The organism is Pseudomonas sp. F8002 (assembly GCF_013385495.1).
In the GTDB taxonomy this organism is placed as follows: Bacteria; Pseudomonadota; Gammaproteobacteria; order Pseudomonadales; family Pseudomonadaceae; genus Aquipseudomonas.
Genome location: NZ_JACAPW010000017.1, coordinates 119827 through 137682, shown reverse-complemented (window position 1 = coordinate 137682; position 17856 = coordinate 119827). Strand labels below are relative to the sequence as shown.

At 59.5% G+C, this 17856-nt stretch carries 20 protein-coding genes; 1 reads left to right on the top strand and 19 read right to left on the bottom strand.

Features of this window, described 5'->3' with window-relative positions; translation table 11 throughout:
• Positions 1-97: 97 nt before the first annotated feature.
• The 19 genes from der to trmJ form a co-directional block, all read right to left on the bottom strand.
• The gene (gene der, locus HX811_RS15230; protein ID WP_003209661.1) at positions 98-1567 is read right to left on the bottom strand and encodes a ribosome biogenesis GTPase Der; all 1470 of its coding nucleotides are present in this window, start codon (positions 1565-1567) and stop codon (positions 98-100) included.
• 139 nt (positions 1568-1706) lie between these two features.
• Entirely contained in the window at positions 1707-2858 is a 1152-nt protein-coding gene (gene bamB / locus HX811_RS15225) for an outer membrane protein assembly factor BamB (protein ID WP_003209662.1), read from the bottom strand.
• Positions 2851-3492 (bottom strand): tetratricopeptide repeat protein, encoded by a 642-nt coding sequence (locus tag HX811_RS15220; protein ID WP_003209663.1) that lies wholly within the window; start codon positions 3490-3492, stop codon positions 2851-2853. Before HX811_RS15220 ends, bamB begins: the two co-directional genes overlap by 8 nt.
• 40 nt (positions 3493-3532) lie before the next feature.
• Entirely contained in the window at positions 3533-4822 is a 1290-nt protein-coding gene (hisS, locus tag HX811_RS15215) for a histidine--tRNA ligase (RefSeq protein ID WP_003209664.1), read from the bottom strand.
• Between the two features lie 23 nt (positions 4823-4845).
• On the bottom strand, positions 4846-5955 hold the full coding sequence (gene ispG, locus HX811_RS15210) for a flavodoxin-dependent (E)-4-hydroxy-3-methylbut-2-enyl-diphosphate synthase (protein ID WP_003209666.1): 1110 nt from the start codon (positions 5953-5955) through the stop codon (positions 4846-4848).
• Between the two features lie 4 nt (positions 5956-5959).
• Positions 5960-6952 carry a RodZ family helix-turn-helix domain-containing protein gene (locus HX811_RS15205; protein WP_003209667.1) on the bottom strand — a complete coding sequence of 331 codons (993 nt, stop codon included), beginning with the start codon at positions 6950-6952 and terminating at the stop codon, positions 5960-5962.
• Positions 6952-7710 carry a type IV pilus biogenesis/stability protein PilW gene (gene pilW / locus HX811_RS15200; protein ID WP_008438284.1) on the bottom strand — a complete coding sequence of 253 codons (759 nt, stop codon included), beginning with the start codon at positions 7708-7710 and terminating at the stop codon, positions 6952-6954. The genes HX811_RS15205 and pilW overlap by 1 nt, the downstream gene beginning before the upstream one ends.
• A gap of 12 nt (positions 7711-7722) precedes the next feature.
• Positions 7723-8871: a 23S rRNA (adenine(2503)-C(2))-methyltransferase RlmN gene (rlmN, locus tag HX811_RS15195; RefSeq protein ID WP_003209670.1), complete on the bottom strand. Its 1149-nt coding sequence runs from the start codon at positions 8869-8871 to the stop codon at positions 7723-7725.
• Positions 8872-8901: 30 nt separating this feature from the next.
• Complete coding sequence (ndk, locus tag HX811_RS15190; protein ID WP_003175956.1) at positions 8902-9327, bottom strand: nucleoside-diphosphate kinase; 426 nt, start codon at positions 9325-9327, stop codon at positions 8902-8904.
• Between the two features lie 92 nt (positions 9328-9419).
• The gene (iscX, locus tag HX811_RS15185) at positions 9420-9620 is read right to left on the bottom strand and encodes a Fe-S cluster assembly protein IscX (RefSeq protein WP_003209673.1); all 201 of its coding nucleotides are present in this window, start codon (positions 9618-9620) and stop codon (positions 9420-9422) included.
• 14 nt (positions 9621-9634) lie between these two features.
• Positions 9635-9976 carry an ISC system 2Fe-2S type ferredoxin gene (gene fdx / locus HX811_RS15180; protein ID WP_003209674.1) on the bottom strand — a complete coding sequence of 114 codons (342 nt, stop codon included), beginning with the start codon at positions 9974-9976 and terminating at the stop codon, positions 9635-9637.
• Between the two features lie 3 nt (positions 9977-9979).
• On the bottom strand, positions 9980-11842 hold the full coding sequence (hscA, locus tag HX811_RS15175) for a Fe-S protein assembly chaperone HscA (RefSeq protein WP_087695132.1): 1863 nt from the start codon (positions 11840-11842) through the stop codon (positions 9980-9982).
• Between the two features lie 51 nt (positions 11843-11893).
• Positions 11894-12415 (bottom strand): co-chaperone HscB, encoded by a 522-nt coding sequence (gene hscB / locus HX811_RS15170; RefSeq protein WP_008438289.1) that lies wholly within the window; start codon positions 12413-12415, stop codon positions 11894-11896.
• Between the two features lie 8 nt (positions 12416-12423).
• Positions 12424-12747 carry an iron-sulfur cluster assembly protein IscA gene (gene iscA / locus HX811_RS15165; protein ID WP_003209680.1) on the bottom strand — a complete coding sequence of 108 codons (324 nt, stop codon included), beginning with the start codon at positions 12745-12747 and terminating at the stop codon, positions 12424-12426.
• A gap of 28 nt (positions 12748-12775) precedes the next feature.
• Positions 12776-13162: a Fe-S cluster assembly scaffold IscU gene (iscU, locus tag HX811_RS15160; RefSeq protein WP_003209682.1), complete on the bottom strand. Its 387-nt coding sequence runs from the start codon at positions 13160-13162 to the stop codon at positions 12776-12778.
• 102 nt (positions 13163-13264) lie between these two features.
• Positions 13265-14479: an IscS subfamily cysteine desulfurase gene (locus HX811_RS15155; RefSeq protein WP_008438290.1), complete on the bottom strand. Its 1215-nt coding sequence runs from the start codon at positions 14477-14479 to the stop codon at positions 13265-13267.
• Between the two features lie 50 nt (positions 14480-14529).
• Positions 14530-15021 carry a Fe-S cluster assembly transcriptional regulator IscR gene (gene iscR / locus HX811_RS15150; RefSeq protein WP_177027913.1) on the bottom strand — a complete coding sequence of 164 codons (492 nt, stop codon included), beginning with the start codon at positions 15019-15021 and terminating at the stop codon, positions 14530-14532.
• A 302-nt stretch (positions 15022-15323) separates the two neighbouring features.
• On the bottom strand, positions 15324-16109 hold the full coding sequence (cysE, locus tag HX811_RS15145; RefSeq protein ID WP_008438291.1) for a serine O-acetyltransferase: 786 nt from the start codon (positions 16107-16109) through the stop codon (positions 15324-15326).
• Between the two features lie 2 nt (positions 16110-16111).
• Entirely contained in the window at positions 16112-16882 is a 771-nt protein-coding gene (trmJ, locus tag HX811_RS15140; RefSeq protein WP_003210307.1) for a tRNA (cytosine(32)/uridine(32)-2'-O)-methyltransferase TrmJ, read from the bottom strand.
• 145 nt (positions 16883-17027) lie between these two features.
• Here trmJ and suhB point away from each other — a divergent pair, with 145 nt between their 5' ends.
• Positions 17028-17843 carry an inositol-phosphate phosphatase gene (gene suhB / locus HX811_RS15135; protein WP_003175971.1) on the top strand — a complete coding sequence of 272 codons (816 nt, stop codon included), beginning with the start codon at positions 17028-17030 and terminating at the stop codon, positions 17841-17843.
• The last annotated feature ends 13 nt before the right edge of the window (positions 17844-17856 follow it).

Sequence of the window (17856 nt, the reverse complement as noted above, 5' to 3'; positions counted from 1 at the left end):
TTGCGGTGAGCCCCAAGTTTTAAGCTGCATGCCGCGAAGGGTCAACCGCCAGGCACAAAAAAGGGCTCCGAAAGAGCCCTTTTTCAACCGATCAGGATCAGCGCTTGTCGCGGCGCTTTTTGTCGGCCTTCTTGTGGTGCGTCATCATCCGGCGCTTTTTGTTTACCTGGCGGTCGGTGAGGCTGTTCTTGTTACCTTCGTACGGGTTCTCGCCACCCTTGAACTCGATACGAATCGGCGTACCGACCAGTTTCAAGACACGGCGGTAGGTATTTTCCAGGTAACGCACGTAGGACTTCGGCACCTTCTCCAGCTGGTTACCGTGAATCACGATAATCGGCGGGTTGGCACCACCCAAGTGAGCGTAGCGCAGCTTGATCCGACGGTTGTTGACCATCGGCGGCGCGTGCTCGCTGACCGCATCTTCAAGAATCTGGGTCAGGCGGTTGGTTGGCCAGCGGGTGACCGCGGACTTGAACGAGTTCTGCACCGAGGCGTAGAGGTTACCCACGCCGGTACCGTGCAGTGCCGAGATAAAGTGGATATCGGCAAACTCGACGAAGAACAGACGACGCTGCAGCTCGACCTTGACGTAGTCGCGCTCGCTCGGCGTCATGCCGTCCCACTTGTTGATCGCGATCACCAGGGCACGACCGGCTTCCAGGGCAAAGCCCAGCAAGTTCAGGTCGTGGTCTACCACGCCTTCGCGGGCGTCCATGACGAAGATCACCACGTTGGCGTCTTTGATCGCCTGCAGGGTTTTCACCACGGAGAACTTTTCAACTTCTTCGTGGATCTTGCCGCGCTTGCGCACACCGGCAGTGTCGATCAGCGTGTACTTCTCGTCGTTACGCTCGAACGGGATGTAGATGCTGTCGCGGGTGGTGCCCGGCTCGTCATAGACGATTACCCGGTCTTCACCGAGCATGCGGTTGACCAGGGTCGACTTGCCGACGTTCGGACGGCCGATGATCGCGATCTTGATACCGTCTTTTTCGCTTGGGCCAGGAATGCGCTTGGCTTCCTCGCCTTCGGCAACGATTTCTTCTTCGCCTTCGACTTCATCCACGTCATCACGCGGGAAGTCGCGCAGGGCGATTTCCAGCATCTGGGTGATGCCGCGACCGTGGGCACCGGCGATCGGGATCGCATCGCCCAGGCCCATCGGGCTGAACTCGGCGCGGGCCATTTCAGGATCGATATTGTCGATCTTGTTGGCCACCACGTAGGAACGCTTGTTGCGCTTGCGCAGGTGCTCGCCAATCATCTGGTCTGCAGCGGTGTAGCCCGCGCGGGCGTCCACCAGGAACAACACGACATCAGCTTCTTCAATGGCCAGCAGCGACTGCTCGGCCATCTTTTCGTCCATGCCATGCTCGTCACCGGAGATACCACCGGTGTCGACAATAATGTAGGAGCGCCCTTGCCACTTTGCCTCACCGTATTGGCGATCACGGGTCAGACCGGACAAGTCGCCGACGATGGCGTCGCGAGTCCTGGTCAGGCGGTTGAACAAGGTGGACTTGCCGACGTTCGGTCGGCCCACCAGGGCGATTACGGGAACCATGCGGCTCTCCACTTCGTTATTTCAGAAAATACAAAAGCCGCTGCAAGGCAGCGGCTGGTGCTCGGGGCAGCGCTCGAAAGCGCCGCATGCCCTGCCGAAGCAGGGCCGCCTGGGAATTACCCCAAGCATAGTCAAACCATTACTTGATGGTCAGCGCTTCCAGTTTGCCGCTGTTGCCATACACGTAAAGCATGTTACCTACCACCAGCGGACGGGCACGCAGGCCGTCGCTGTCGATACGTTCGCGACCCACGAAGCGACCGTCCACCTGGCTCAGCAGGTGCAGGTAACCTTCAAAGTCGCCTACCGCTACGTAGCTGGAGAACACTTCCGGTGCCGACAACTGACGGCGGGCCAGGGAGTCGTTGCTCCACAATGCAGTGGTGGAACGCTCGTCGACACTTTCAACGGTGCCGGACGCCAGGCTTACGTAGACGCTGCCAAACCCTTGGGCGACACCGGCGTAGCTGGAAGCATCACGCTGCCAGTTGATCCGGCCGCTCTGCACGTCCAGCGCCGCAACACGGCCCTGATAAGTAGCGACGTAAAGGGTATCACCCGACAGCAGCAAGCCACCGTCGATGTCCACTACGCGGTCCAGTTCCGAACGACCTTGAGGAATCGCGACCCGGGTTTCCCAGGCCGGCACGCCGTTCTGGGTGTCCAGGGCGACCACTTTACCGGTCGACAGGCCTGCCAGTGCCAGGTTGCTGGTCACAACCGGACCGCTGGTACCGCGCAAGGTCAGGACCGCCGGCGTGCTGTCATACAACCAGCGCTGGTTACCGGTGGCGGCGTCGAGGCCGATCACACGGTCATCCTGGGTCTGCACGACAACCACGTCACCGTTGGTAGCAGGCGGCGAGAGCACTTCACTGGTCACGCGAGCGCGCCATTTCTCTTCACCGGTGCTCGAATCCAGTGCCACGACGTCGCCTTTCAGCGTGCCGAGCATCACCAGGCCAGAACCCACGCCAACGGCGCCGGACACAGGCAGTTCGAGGTCTTTCTTCCACTTGACGTCGCCGTTCATGCGATCCATGGAGACCACAACACCGGTGGAATCAGCGGCGTAGATAGTGTCACCGTCGATCGCCGGGACCATCAGGTTGTACAGATCGCCCTGACCGTCACCAATGGAGCGGCTCCACTGCTTTTGCAGGACCACTTCTTCCTTGAAGCTGGTCAGCTCGGCCGGAGGCAGTTCTTTTTTGCTGTTGCTGCTGCAACCCGCGGCCAAAACGGCCAGAGCCAGCAATGCTGCATGTTTCCAACGGATCACGTCACGCATCCCCTTTGGCCAAGTCGTCGAGCTTGATTTGTAAGCCACCGACCGCCGCTTCATCAGACAGCGCCGCCTTGGCTTTTTGGTACGCAGCATTGGCTTCGTCGGTACGACCCAATTGGACCAGGAGGTCGCCCTTGAGCTCTTCACGAGTGGCCAGGAATGCCTTGTCAGCATCGCCGTCGAGCAGTTTCAGTGCTTCGTCGGCCTTGTTCTGTGCCGCCAGTACCTGAGCCAGACGCTGACGTGCGATTTCACCCAGTGTCGGGTTGGCCGGCTTGTCGGTGATGGCTTTCAGCTCGGAGGCGGCGTCATCCAGCTTGCCGTTGTCGACCGCAACTTTTGCGACGAACAGGCTGCCGTATTGCGCGTAGGTGCTACCGCCGAATTCGCTCTTCAGCTTGCCGGCCAGGTCTGCAACCTGGGCCAGGTCAGGCTTGCCGTTTGGCGTCAGCGTGGTTTCCAGCAGTTGCTGATAGATAATCGACGCGCCTTGCGACTGGTTAGCCTGATACTTGTGCCAGGCTTGCCAGCCGAACACCACTACTAAAGCCAGCAAGCCGCCAGTGACCAGGGGCTTGCCGTTGCGCTGCCACCAGTCTTTGAACTCGGCCAGCTGGTCATCATCAGTACTCGACACCCCAATACTCCTTAATCGCTAAATCGGCTGTTTGACAGCTTCAACCCTGCACGATGCAGGTGGCCAGGTGCGCTGCAAGCGCATCAAAGGCAATGCTTTGTTGTTCACCCTGACCACGCAGGGGTTTGAAACTTACCACTTGCTGGGCCAATTCATCATCACCCAGGATCAGTGCATACAACGCACCGCTCTTGTCGGCTTTCTTGAACTGGCTTTTGAAGCTGCCGGCGCCGGCATTGACTTGCAGGCGCAGGTTCGGCAGTTGGTCGCGCAGTTTCTCGCTCAGGGCCAGGGCAGCCAGTTCGGCCGCCTCGCCAAAGGCACAGAAGTACACGTCCACCTGACGGGAGATTTCTTCGGGAACCTGCTCCAGGGTTTCCAGCAGCAGGATCAGCCGCTCGATGCCCATGGCAAAACCTACGCCGGTGGTCGGCTTGCCGCCCATCTGCTCGACCAGGCCGTCGTAACGACCACCGGCACACACCGTGCCCTGGGCGCCGAGCTTGTCGGTGACCCACTCGAACACGGTCTTGCTGTAGTAATCGAGGCCACGTACCAGTTTCGGGTTGATGACGTAAGGAATACCGGCTGCATCCAGGCGAGCCTTGAGGCCCTCGAAGTGGATACGGGACTCGTCGTCCAGGTAGTCGGCCATTTTCGGCGCGTCCACCAGTACGGCCTGGGTCTCGGCGTTCTTGGTGTCCAGTACCCGCAGCGGGTTGGTTTTCAGGCGGCGCTGGCTGTCTTCGTCCAGCTTGTCCAGGTGGGCCGACAGGAATTCCACCAGGGCTTCGCGGTAGCGGCCCCGGGATTCGCTGGTGCCCAGGCTGTTGAGTTCAAGCTTGACCGCATCGCGGATGCCCAGCATGCCCCACAGGCGCCAGGTCAGCACGATCAGCTCGGCGTCGATGTCCGGACCGTCGAGGTTGAAGACTTCCAGGCCGATCTGGTGAAACTGGCGATAACGGCCTTTCTGCGGACGCTCGTGGCGGAACATCGGGCCGATGTACCAGAGCTTCTGCGGCTGGCCACCGCCGGTGAGGCCATGTTCGAGCACCGCACGCACACACGCGGCAGTACCTTCCGGACGCAGGGTCAGGGAGTCACCGTTGCGGTCTTCGAAGGTGTACATCTCTTTTTCGACGATGTCGGTCACTTCACCGATGGAGCGCTTGAACAGCTCGGTGAACTCGACGATCGGCATGCGGATCTGCTTGTAACCGTAGTTATCCAGCAGGCGCGCGACAGTGCCCTCGAAGTAGCGCCACAGGGGCGTCTGCTCAGGCAGGATGTCGTTCATGCCACGAATGGCTTGCAGAGACTTGCTCACATCAAATCCTTAAATTCGTTCGATCAGCCGCGCGCGATAACCGCTGCGTCAGCTTCGACCTTTTCGGCCGCTTTCTGGCGGATCAGCCGTTCCAGCTCATCCACCAGATTGTCATTCGTCAATTTCTGCGACGGCTTGCCGTCGATGTAAATCAGGTTTGGCGTACCACCGGTGAGGCCCACATGGGCCTCTTTGGCCTCACCCGGCCCGTTGACCACACAGCCGATCACCGCGACATCCAGCGGCACCAGCAGGTCTTCGAGGCGTACTTCCAGTTCGTTCATGGTTTTCACCACGTCGAAGTTCTGCCGCGAGCAGCTCGGGCAGGCAATGAAGTTGATGCCACGGGAACGCAAATGCAGGGATTTGAGAATGTCGTAACCGACTTTCACTTCCTCTACCGGGTCTGCCGCGAGGGAGATGCGAATAGTATCGCCAATCCCGTCGGCCAGCAGCATACCGAGACCCACCGCAGATTTCACTGTGCCTGAGCGTAAACCGCCGGCTTCGGTGATACCCAGGTGCAGCGGCTGGACGATTTCCTTGGCCAGCAGGCGGTACGCTTCTACCGCCATGAACACGTCGGAAGCCTTTACGCTGACCTTGAAGTCCTGGAAATTCAGGCGTTCAAGGTGTTCTACGTGGCGCAGCGCGGACTCGACCAGTGCGGCCGGCGTCGGCTCGCCGTACTTCTTTTGCAGGTCTTTTTCCAGCGAGCCGGCGTTGACGCCGATGCGGATTGGAATCCCGCGATCACGGGCGGCATCCACCACGGCGCGAACCCGGTCTTCACGGCCGATGTTGCCCGGGTTGATCCGCAGGCAATCGACGCCCAACTCGGCCACGCGCAACGCGATCTTGTAGTCGAAGTGGATATCGGCGACCAGCGGCACCTTGACCAGTTGCTTGATGCGGCCAAAGGCTTCGGCAGCGTCCATGTCCGGTACGGAAACCCGCACGATGTCGACGCCCGCCGCTTCCAGGCGGTTGATCTGGGCGACAGTGGCCGCCACATCATTGGTGTCGCTGTTGGTCATGCTCTGTACTGCGATGGGGGCATCGCCGCCCACCGGCACCGAGCCGACCCAGATCTTGCGCGATACGCGACGTTTGATTGGAGATTCGCCGTGCATGACTTTATTGTCCCAACTTGAGGCGAGCAGTCTCGCCACTGGTGAACGGCGCCACGTCCACAGGCTGGCCGTTGTAGGCCACTTGCGCGCCACGGGCAAAGCCCAGACGCAGCGTCAAAGGAGGCTTGCCGCCCTGGTCAAGTGTATCTCCCTTACGCTTCAGACCACTGAACAGCACCTTGCCGTTGCCATCGGAGACTTGCGTCCAGCAGTCAGCGACGTAGGTAATTTGTACTCGGCCATCACCGGCGATCAGTACCGGGGTGGTTGGCGCGGAAATCGCCGGGGCGACGGGAGCCGTTGTTGCCGGAGCCTGCGCCGGTACTGCTGGCGTTGCTGGCGTATGAGCTGGAGCAGCAGGCGTCACTGCAACCGCTGGAGCGGGTGCGACGGGTGCCACTGCGGCGGCAGTACCTGCTTCGGGCGCAGGCTGCTCGGCACTTGGCTCTGCCTCAGGCGCCGCCTGACCCTGGGCCACGGCCTGGTCTTCCGGCTCATCCAACGGATGAATCTGGGTGGTGCCGTCGGCGCTTTCGACTTCGACGTGCTCCATGGCGTTGCTGGACAAGTCCTTGCCACGCTGGGCGGTCTGATCCTGCCACCATACAAAACCACCGCCGATCACGGCGATGAGCAGCAACAGGCTGACAATGCGCAAAATGGTGTGGGAAACCCGCACAGGCTCTTCAATGCGGCCAAGACCATGGACATTGCTGCCCTGGGAATCGGTACCGGTGATTTGGTCGAACTCCTGGACCAATGCAGCCTGGTCGATACCCAGCAACTTGGCGTAGGCGCGGATATAGCCGCGGGCAAAGGTGTGCCCTGGCAGCTTGTCGAATGCGCCAGCTTCAAGGTTGCCCAATGAAGTCGTGGTCAAATTGAGCTTGAGGGCCACTTCTGCCAGCGACCAACCATTGCTTTCGCGGGCCTGACGCAAGGTCTCGCCTGGGTTTCCACGATTAGCTGCTACAACTTCCGGGTGCGCCGCTTTCATCATTGCTCCGACAGGTATTGCTGATATTCCGGCGTACCGGGATAGAGTCGTTCGAGTTGCTGGCCAAAACGTGCGGCCTTGTCGCGTTCTTCATGAACCGTCGCCAGGCGCACACCGAGCAATAGACTACGTGCATTTTGCCCGCTCAGCAGGCTAAAACGCTCGTAATAGTCACGTGCCGGCACATAATGCCTGTCTTCGAAGGACAACTCAGCCATTTCGAGCAAGGCCCGTGGCTGGCGCTGGTTCAGGTGCAGGGCTTTTTCCAGTTGCTGGCGTGCGGTGTCGCGCTGGCCGAGAAGCATTGAGGTCACCCCCAGGTTCTCGAAAACCCGCGAACGCTCAGGATAGAGGGTATCGGCCGCAGCCTGCTGGAAATATTCGGATGCCTGGGCATAACGTTTCTGCGCAAACAAAAAACTGCCGTAGTTATTCAGCAGTCTTGGGTCGCCAGGGCGTGTGGCCAGGGCCTTGTGGAAATATTGATCGGCCAATTCAGGCTCGGCCTGGGCCTGGAACACCAAAGCCAGCGCAGCATTGGCGTCAGCGTCGCTGCCATCCAGCTCGAGGGCTTTTTTCAGCGGCACCTTGGCCTGTTCGGTCATCCCTTGCTGCAAGTACCCCAAGCCCAGCTGCACATAGGCAGCTCGCGCTTCGTCACGGCCCTTGCCGGTTTGCAACGGGCTGTCATGGCCCGATGAAACACAGCCAGCCGCGAGGCTGGCAACAAGCAAAAGCAGCGCAAGGCGCAAGGGCATAGAGATCCTCTCTCAGGTTCGAGTCGCGGCGCTTTGCGGCATATCGTCGGCGGCACTCAATTCACGCACGGCGATATAACGTTCGCTGCGACGGGTGCGATCCAGCACCTGTCCTACCAATTGGCCACATGCCGCATCGATGTCTTCGCCGCGGGTGGTGCGCACGGTGACATTGAAGCCTGCATGGTGCAGTTGATCCTGGAAACGGCGGATGGCGTTGTTGCTCGGCCGCTCATAGCCAGAATGGGGAAACGGGTTAAACGGAATCAGGTTGATCTTGCACGGTACGTTCTTGAGCAACTCGATCATCTCGACCGCGTGCTCGACCTTGTCGTTGATGTCCTTGAGCATGGTGTACTCAATGGTCAACACACGCTTTTCGCCCAAGGTCGCCATGTAGCGCTGGCAAGATTCGAGCAGCATCTTAAGCGGATACTTCTTGTTGATCGGCACCAATTGGTTACGCAATGCGTCATTCGGTGCGTGCAGCGACAACGCCAGGGAGACGTCGATGTGCTTGGCCAGCTCATCGATCATCGGTACCACGCCGGAGGTCGACAGGGTCACGCGGCGCTTGGAGATACCGTAGCCCAGGTCGTCCATCATCAGGTGCATGGCCGCGACAACGTTGTCGAAGTTCAGCAGCGGCTCGCCCATGCCCATCATCACCACGTTGGTGATGGCACGGTCGGCGGTCGCCGGGATGCTGCCGAACGATTTATTGGCAATCCACACCTGGCCGATGACTTCGGCGGCGGTGAGGTTGCTGTTGAAACCTTGCTTGCCGGTGGAGCAGAAACTGCAGTCCAGGGCACAGCCTGCCTGGGACGAAACGCACAGAGTGCCGCGTTTGCCCTGGGGAATGTACACGGTCTCGACGCAGCTGCCGGACGCCACGCGCACCACCCACTTACGGGTGCCGTCGGTGGAAATGTCCTCGCTGACCACTTCGGGGCCGCGAACTTCGGCAATGGCCTTGAGCTTGTCGCGCAGGGCCTTGCTGACGTTCGTCATGGCGTCGAAATCATCGACGCCAAGATGGTGAATCCACTTCATTACCTGAGCGGCACGAAAACGCTTCTCCCCGATTGAGTCGAAGAATTTTTCCATTTCCTGTTGAGTCAGACCCAGCAGGTTGGTTTTTGCAGTCAATGTAGTCATGGATTCACCTTCGCTCTTTTAAGCCAATGCTTAGCGAGCGGTTACTTCAGTAGCAGCGAAAAAGTACGAGATTTCGCGGGCAGCAGCGGCTTCGGAGTCCGAACCGTGAACGGCGTTGGCGTCGATCGATTCAGCGAAGTCAGCACGGATGGTGCCGGCAGCAGCTTCTTTAGGGTTGGTAGCGCCCATCAGCTCACGGTTCAGAGCGATAGCGTTTTCGCCTTCCAGAACCTGAACAACAACAGGGCCGGAGATCATGAAGGCAACCAGGTCGCCGAAGAAACCACGAGCGCTGTGCTCAGCGTAGAAGCCTTCAGCTTCAGCCTTGGACAGTTGCTTGAGTTTCGAAGCTACAACCTTCAGGCCGGCTTTTTCGAAACGAGTGGTGATCTCGCCGATGACGTTTTTTGCAACAGCGTCAGGCTTGATGATGGAGAAAGTACGTTGAACAGCCATGGTGTAACTCCAGAAACGGTAATTTGCGAAAAATTAAACCCGCGAATTATACGCGGGTTCTTGGGTATTGCCTAACTGCGTAAAAAGGCGATTCAGTCTGCTTCTTCGATCCACAGGCCTTGTATCGCCTCAAGAACCTTTTCGCCACCCCGATCCGGGATGTCGTCAAATTCCGGCAGCTGCATCACCAGGTTGCGCAACTTGACGAAGTTCACCGACAGAGGATCGACATCCGGGTGAGCTTCAGCAAGTTGTATAGCGATTTCTTGTACATCAACCCATTTCAGGCTCATGACATTTCCTTGAATCAATGCGGCGCTTCGGCGGCATGGTTGAGCGAATACTTCGGAATCTCGACGGTGAGGTCTTCTGTTCCCACTTTTGCCTGACAGCTCAATCGCGACGTCGGCTCAAGGCCCCACGCCCTATCAAGATAGTCCTCTTCCAGCTCATCAGCCTCTTCCAGGCTATTGAAACCTTCGCGGATGATGCAATGGCACGTGGTACAGGCGTTAACGCCGCCGCAGGCGCTTTCGATCTCGATGTGGTTATCGTGAGCGACTTCGAGAATGGACTTGCCGGTCTCAGCCTCCACAACCATACCGTCCGGGCAATGCTCGGCGTGTGGCAGAAAAATGATCTGCGGCATCAGTTAATCCTCAAGTTCATTCAAGTTGCGGCCCGCCAGGGCGGCTTTTACCGTCTGGTCCATACGACGGGCGGCAAAGGCATCGGTCACTTGCGACAGGCGCTTGGTCTGTTGCTCGATGGCGTAACCATCGGTGCCTTTCATCAATTCAGCCAGTTCCTGCATTTGCAGGTCGATGACCATGCGCTCTTCGGCATCCAGCAGACGTTCGCCGTCAGCTTCCAGGGCGCCCTGCACCGCTTCGAGCAGGCGTTGGGCGTCGACTTGCTGCTCACGCAGCACGCGGGCGACCTTGTCGTCACCGGCGTACTGGAACGAATCCTTGAGCATCTTGGCGATTTCGCCGTCGGTCAGGCCGTAGGACGGCTTGACCTGGATGCTGGCTTCAACGCCAGAGGCCAATTCGCGAGCGGCAACGCTGAGCAAGCCGTCGGCGTCGACCTGGAAGGTCACGCGAATCTTCGCCGCACCAGCCACCATCGCCGGAATACCGCGCAATTCGAAGCGCGCCAGGGAACGGCAGTCGCTGATCAGCTCACGCTCGCCTTGCAGCACGTGAATCATCATGGCCGTCTGGCCATCTTTGTAAGTCGTGAAGTCCTGGGCGCGGGCAACGGGGATGGTGGTGTTGCGTGGAATCACCTTCTCCATCAGGCCGCCCATGGTTTCCAGCCCCAGGGACAACGGGATCACGTCGAGCAGAAGCAGTTCGCCACCATCACGCTTGTTACCGGCGAGGGTATCGGCCTGGATCGCGGCACCAATGGCCACCACTTGATCCGGGTCGATTTCAGTCAGCGGCTGACGGCCGAAAGCTTCAGCTACCGCCTCACGAACACGCGGCACGCGGGTCGAACCACCCACCATGACCACGGCGACCACGTCTTCCAGCTCGACACCGGAATCACGCACGGCGCGGCGGCAGGCTTTCAGGCTGCGGGCGACCATCGGTTCGATCAACGAATCGAACGCTTCGCGGGTCAGTTGAGCCGACCAGCTACCGTAGGAAACTTCAACCGACGCAGCGTCAGTCAGCGCTTCTTTGGCGGCACAGGCAGTTTGCAGCAAATTACGTTGCGCACCCGGGTCCAGGTCGGCAGACAAGCCGGCACTGGTGATGATCCAGCCAGCAATGGCGTGATCGAAGTCATCGCCACCCAGGGCGGTATCGCCACCGGTAGCCAGCACTTCGAAGACACCGCCGGTCAGGCGCAGGATCGAAATATCAAAGGTACCGCCGCCCAGGTCGTAAATAGCCACCAGGCCTTCGGCGTGCTGATCCAGGCCGTAAGCCACAGCGGCTGCGGTCGGCTCGTTGAGCAGGCGCAGCACGTTCAGGCCGGCAAGTTTCGCCGCATCCTTGGTGGCCTGGCGCTGAGCGTCATCGAAATATGCAGGAACAGTAATCACCGCACCTACCAGTTCGCCACCCAAGGTGGTTTCGGCGCGCTGGCGCAAGACCTTGAGGATATCGGCCGACACTTCCACCGGGCTTTTCGGGCCCTGGATCGTGTCGATGAACGGCATATGTGATTCGCCGCCGACAAAGCGGTAGGGAAGCTGGTCGCCCAGCTGCTTGACGTCGGACAAACCACGACCCATCAAGCGCTTGACCGACAGCACGGTATTCAAAGGATCGGTAGACGCCGCCAGCTTGGCCGACTCGCCCACTTCGGTGCGGTCAGCGTGATAACGCACGGCAGACGGCAGGATGACCTGGCCATCCGCGTCGGGCAGCGGCTCGGAAAGACCGCTGCGCAATGCAGCGACCAGCGAATTGGTAGTGCCCAAGTCAATCCCGACCGCCAGACGACGCTGGTGCGGTTGAGGACTTTGACCGGGTTCGGCGATCTGCAGTAGGGCCATGGTAATCAGGACTTATCTGTATATCAGGCGTGCAACCTGGGCGGCACTGGGTTAATCGTCGAGGCGCTCTTCTAACTGGCGCACTTCGTAGGTGAGCTTGTCGAGGAACTGCATGCGCCGCATCAGGCGTTCGGCCTGTTCACGTTGCGCTGCATCATCCCAACAGGCTGCGAAGCTTTCGTTGAGTTCATCTTGGGCCACTTTCAGACGGCGCTTGAACACTGCGACTCCGGCCAGATCAGCCTCGTCCTGCAGTTCTTCAAGCTCCTCGCGCCATTGCATCTGCTGCATCAGGAAATCAGGGTCCTGGACCGTGACTTCAAGCGGCAGCTCGCGACCGCCCATCGCGAGCAGGTAGCGCGCGCGTTTGGGAGGGTTCTTGAGCGTCTGATAGGCTTCGTTGAGGCTGGCTGATTGCTCCAGCGCCAGGCGTTGCTCACGCTCGGAAGCGTCAGCAAAGCGGTCCGGATGCACCCCACGCGCCAGTTCACGGTAGCGCGTGGCAAGCTGTTCAAGGTCCAGTCGAAAACTCGGCTGCAGCTCGAACAAAGCGAAATGACAAGGAGTACCCACGATCAGCCTCAGATGTTGAAGCTTTCGCCGCAGCCACATTCACCGCGTACGTTGGGGTTGTTGAACTTGAAGCCTTCGTTCAACCCTTCCTTGACGAAATCGAGTTCGGTGCCGTCCAGGTAGGTCAGGCTTTTCGGGTCGATGATCACTTTTTCGCCGTGACTCTCGAACACCTGATCTTCCTCGACCACCTCGTCGACAAACTCCAGCACGTAGGCAAGGCCGGAACAGCCCGTGGTGCGAACACCCAGACGAATCCCCTCACCTTTACCGCGCCCATTCAGGGAGCGGCGAATGTGCTGCGCAGCCGCTTCTGTCATGCTGATAGCCATCGTGACTCCTTACTCGTCGCCAAATTGCTTAGATCAAGCCTTTCTTCTGCTTGTAGTCGCGAACGGCCGCCTTGATGGCGTCTTCCGCGAGTACCGAGCAGTGGATTTTCACTGGCGGCAAGGCCAGTTCTTCGGCCAGCTGGGTGTTGCTGATAGTCACAGCCTCATCCAGGGTCTTGCCTTTCATCCATTCGGTCGCCAGGGAGCTGGAGGCGATGGCCGAACCGCAACCGTAAGTCTTGAACTTGGCGTCTTCGATAACGCCAGCTTCGTTGACCTTGATCTGCAGGCGCATAACGTCACCGCACGCCGGAGCGCCGACCATGCCGGTGCCGACATCAGGGTCTTCCGCGTTCATCTTGCCGACGTTGCGCGGGTTTTCGTAGTGGTCGATGACCTTTTCGCTGTAAGCCATGGTACTGAATCCTCACTCATCAGGGCCGCTCTGGAACCCTGCAAACACGCCTGCGTTTTCCGCCACGTCTTTACAGAGCCTTTTGGGTGGCGGCTTCTATATTTAGTGTGCCGCCCACTCGATCTTGGAAATGTCGACACCGTCCTTGTACATGTCCCACAGCGGGGACAAGGTACGCAGCTTGGTGACGGCCTCGCAGACTTTCTGCGCGGCGTAGTCGACTTCTTCTTCGGTGGTGAAACGGCCGAATGTAAAGCGGATCGAGCTGTGAGCCAGTTCGTCGTTGCGGCCCAGGGCGCGCAGGACGTAGGACGGCTCAAGGGAAGCCGAGGTGCAGGCCGAGCCGGACGAAACCGCCAGGTCCTTGAGCGCCATGATCAGCGACTCGCCTTCGACGTAGTTGAAGCTCAAATTCAGGTTGTGCGGTACACGGGCGGTCATGCTGCCGTTGATGTACAGCTCTTCAAGGTGCTCGACCTGCTTGTAGAAGCGATCGCTCAGGGCCTTGATGCGCACGTTTTCGGCAGCCATGTCTTCCTTGGCCACACGGAACGCTTCGCCGATGCCGACAATCTGGTGGGTCGCCAGGGTGCCCGAACGCATGCCGCGCTCGTGACCGCCGCCGTGCATGGTGGCTTCGATACGTACGCGAGGCTTGCGGCTCACGTAGAGCGCGCCAATGCCTTTAGGGCCGTAGGTCTTGTGGGCAGAGAACGACATCAGGTCGACTTTCAGTTTCGACAGGTCAATATCGACCTTGCCGGTGGACTGCGCAGCGTCGACGTGCAGCAACACGCCCTTGGAGCGGGTCAGCTCGCCGATGGCGGCGATGTCGTTGATGGTGCCGATTTCGTTGTTCACGTGGATCACGGAAACCAGGATGGTGTCTTCACGCATCGCGGCTTCGATCATCGCAGGGGTCACGATACCGTCGGTGGTTGGCTCGAGGTAGGTAACCTCAAAACCTTCACGCTCCAGTTGGCGCATGGTGTCGAGGACAGCCTTGTGCTCAATCTTGGTGGTGATCAGGTGTTTGCCTTTGGTCGCGTAGAAATGCGCCGCACCCTTGATTGCCAGGTTGTCGGACTCGGTTGCACCGGAGGTCCAGACGATTTCACGTGGGTCGGCATTCACTAGGTCAGCGACCTGGCGACGAGCGTTTTCCACTGCTTCTTCGGCTTTCCAGCCGAAAACGTGGGAACGGGACGCCGGGTTACCGAAGTTTCCGTCAACCAGCAGGCATTCGCTCATCTTTTGCGCGACACGCGGATCAACCGGGGTGGTCGCTGAGTAATCAAGGTAAATCGGCAATTTCATGGACTTTCTCCTAAATCAGGCTGGCTGGCGTGCCGTTAGCTCTTCGGCTGTCACTCGACGGCGGACGCTTCAATCTTGTCCAGACGCGGCGCCTTGGTGTTGCAACGGCGCTGGTCCTGACGCTGGGCTACTTCTTGCACCTCACGGCGAGTCACAAGATCAGCCAAGCTGATACCACTCAAAAACTCATGGATCTGCAGGCTCAGGTCACACCACAAGTGGTGCGTAAGGCAGGTGTCGCCTGCGTGGCAATCACCCAGGCCCTGGCATTTGGTGGCATCGACGGATTCGTTCACCGCGTCGATCACCTGGGCGACCTGGATGCCCTGCATCTCGCGGGACAATTGATAGCCGCCGCCTGGACCACGAACGCTGGAAACCAGATTGCTGCGGCGCAACTTGGCGAACAACTGCTCGAGGTAGGACAGGGAAATGCCTTGGCGCTCGGAGATATCGGCCAGGGACACCGGCCCATTTTGCGCGTGCAAGGCCAGGTCAAGCATGGCGGTCACCGCGTATCGGCCTTTTGTAGTCAGTCTCATGGACAAGTACCAAGGTGTTTCAGAATGGGAGCAAGTATGCGATTCCCGAGTATTTAAGTCAACTATAAGACCTAGTACTTTAGTCAGGAATACCCGTAAAAAGGGCGCGCGAATCATAGCAGGGCGGGACGGGATGGACCAGCGGGAACAGGGCCAAGCGGGAATTCGGGGCTAATGAAGGTCAAAATGTGGGAGCGGGCTTGCTCGCGAATGCGGTGATTCAGTCAATATATTCGGTGACTGACGCGCAGCTTTCGCGAGCAAGCCCGCTCCCACATGGGTTTTGCAGTGATTGCGAGACTTCAGCCAGCCTTGGTGGCGGCACTTTCGTCCTTGATCTCGGCGAAGTCTTCCTTGCGCAGCTCAGGCAGATCCTTGGCGCAGTAGCTGCTGCCGAGGTCTTTCAGGGCACCGCACATACCGTCCAGCTTGCCGTCCACCGCTTGCAGGTGATCCAGCAACTGACCGATGGCACGCGCTACCGGGTCAGGCATGTCTTCGCTGACGCCATAGGCATCGAAGCCGATCTTCTCGGCCATGGCCTTGCGCTTGGCCTCCTGCTCATCACCCACTTCCGGCTTGACGATGATCCGCCCCGGAATACCGACAACCGTTGCGCCAGGCGGTACAGCCTTGGTCACCACAGCATTGGAGCCGACCTTGGCGCCCGCACCCACGGTAAACGGACCGAGCACCTTCGCGCCCGCCCCGACTACAACGCCATCTTCCAGCGTAGGGTGGCGCTTGCCTTTGTTCCAGGTTGTGCCACCCAGGGTCACGCCCTGGTACAGGGTCACGTCATCACCAATCTCGGCGGTCTCGCCAATAACGATGCCCATCCCGTGGTCGATAAAAAAGCGGCGGCCGACCTTGGCGCCCGGATGAATCTCAATCCCGGTCAACCAACGGCCGAAGTTCGACACCAGCCGCGCCAGCCATTTCCAGCCCATGCCCCACAAGGCGCCGGACAGGCGATGGATCCAGATCGCATGCATGCCCGGGTAGCAGGTCAGCACTTCAAAGGCGTTGCGCGCCGCCGGGTCACGGTGGAAAACACTCTGGATATCTTCTCGCAAACGCTCGAACATTTTTAATCCTTCCGCTTAAGAAGCTCGCCACGGGCCGCTTTCTGGGTTTCCGTGAGGATGCCACGCAATATATTCATTTCTGCCCGGCTGACCGAGCTGCGTCCGTATAGCCGGCGCAGGCGCGCCATCAAGTGCCGCGGTTTTTCCGGATCGAGGAACTCGATGGCCACCAGGGTTTGCTCCAGGTGCTCATAGAATCGCTCCAGCTCGTCCATGGTGGCCAGTTCGCCACTCTTGGTCGAAGCAACCTCATCCTTTTCAACCTTGCTTGGCTGGCCTTCAGCGGCCAGCCAGGCCATGCGCACTTCATAACTCAACACCTGCACCGCTGCCCCGAGGTTCAGCGAACTGAACTCAGGGTCTGATGGAATGTGCACGTGATAATGACATCGCTGCAGCTCTTCATTAGTCAGGCCGGAGTCTTCACGGCCGAATACCAAGGCGATTTCAGCGCCGCCGGCGGCCTCTTCCACGACTTTGGTCCCGCATTCGCGAGGATCCAGCAGCGGCCAGGGGATGCGACGGTCGCGAGCGCTGGTGCCGAGCACCAGGTTGCAGCCGACCAGGGCGTCTTCCAGAGTGGCAACGACCTGGGCTTTTTCGAGGATGTCATTGGCGCCGGACGCGCGCGCATCGGCCTCGTGGTGCGGGAACACACGCGGCTCCACCAGCACCAGGCGCGTCAGCCCCATGTTCTTCATGGCTCGCGCCACGCCGCCGATATTGCCGGGATGACTGGTATTGACGAGGACGACACGGATGTTTTGCAGCAAGGGAGGCGCTCTCGGACACGGGAAAGGGGAGCAAATCTTACAGAACAGCCTAAGGTTATGCCATGAAAGGTAACGTCGTCCTTCACCTGAAGAAAGTTTCTGCTAGAATGCTCGGCTTTCTTTAACAACCTTAGGTGACACATCCATGCAGCCCATGCTGAATATCGCGCTGCGCGCCGCCCGCAGCGCCAGTGAATTGATCTTCCGCTCCATCGAGCGCCTGGATACCATCAAGGTCGACGAAAAAGACGCCAAGGATTACGTATCCGAGGTGGATCGCGCCGCCGAGCAGAAAATCATCGACGCGCTGCGCAAGGCCTACCCTACCCACGGCATCCTCGGTGAAGAAACCGGCCTGCACAAAGGTAGCGGCGAAGGCGAAGACTACCTGTGGATCATCGACCCACTGGATGGCACCACCAACTTCCTGCGCGGTATCCCGCACTTTGCCGTGAGCATTGCCTGCAAATACCGTGGCCGCCTGGAACACGCCGTTGTGCTGGACCCGGTTCGCCAGGAAGAATTCACCGCCAGCCGTGGCCGTGGCGCCCAGTTGAACGGTCGCCGCCTGCGTGTCAGCGGTCGCACCAGCCTCGACGGCGCCCTGCTGGGTACCGGCTTCCCGTTCCGTGACGACCAGATGGACAACCTGGAAAACTACCTGGGCATGTTCCGCGCCCTGGTTGGCCAGACCGCCGGCATCCGTCGCGCCGGCGCAGCCAGCCTGGACCTGGCGTATGTCGCTGCCGGTCGTTTTGATGCGTTCTGGGAGTCGGGCCTGTCCGAGTGGGACATGGCTGCAGGCGCACTGCTGATTCAAGAAGCGGGCGGCCTGGTGAGCGACTTCACCGGTGGTCACGACTTCCTGGAGAAGGGTCACGTGGTTGCCGGCAACACCAAATGCTTCAAGGCAGTCCTGACGGCGATCCAGCCGCATCTGCCGGCTTCGCTGAAGCGCTAAGCGAGCGAGCACA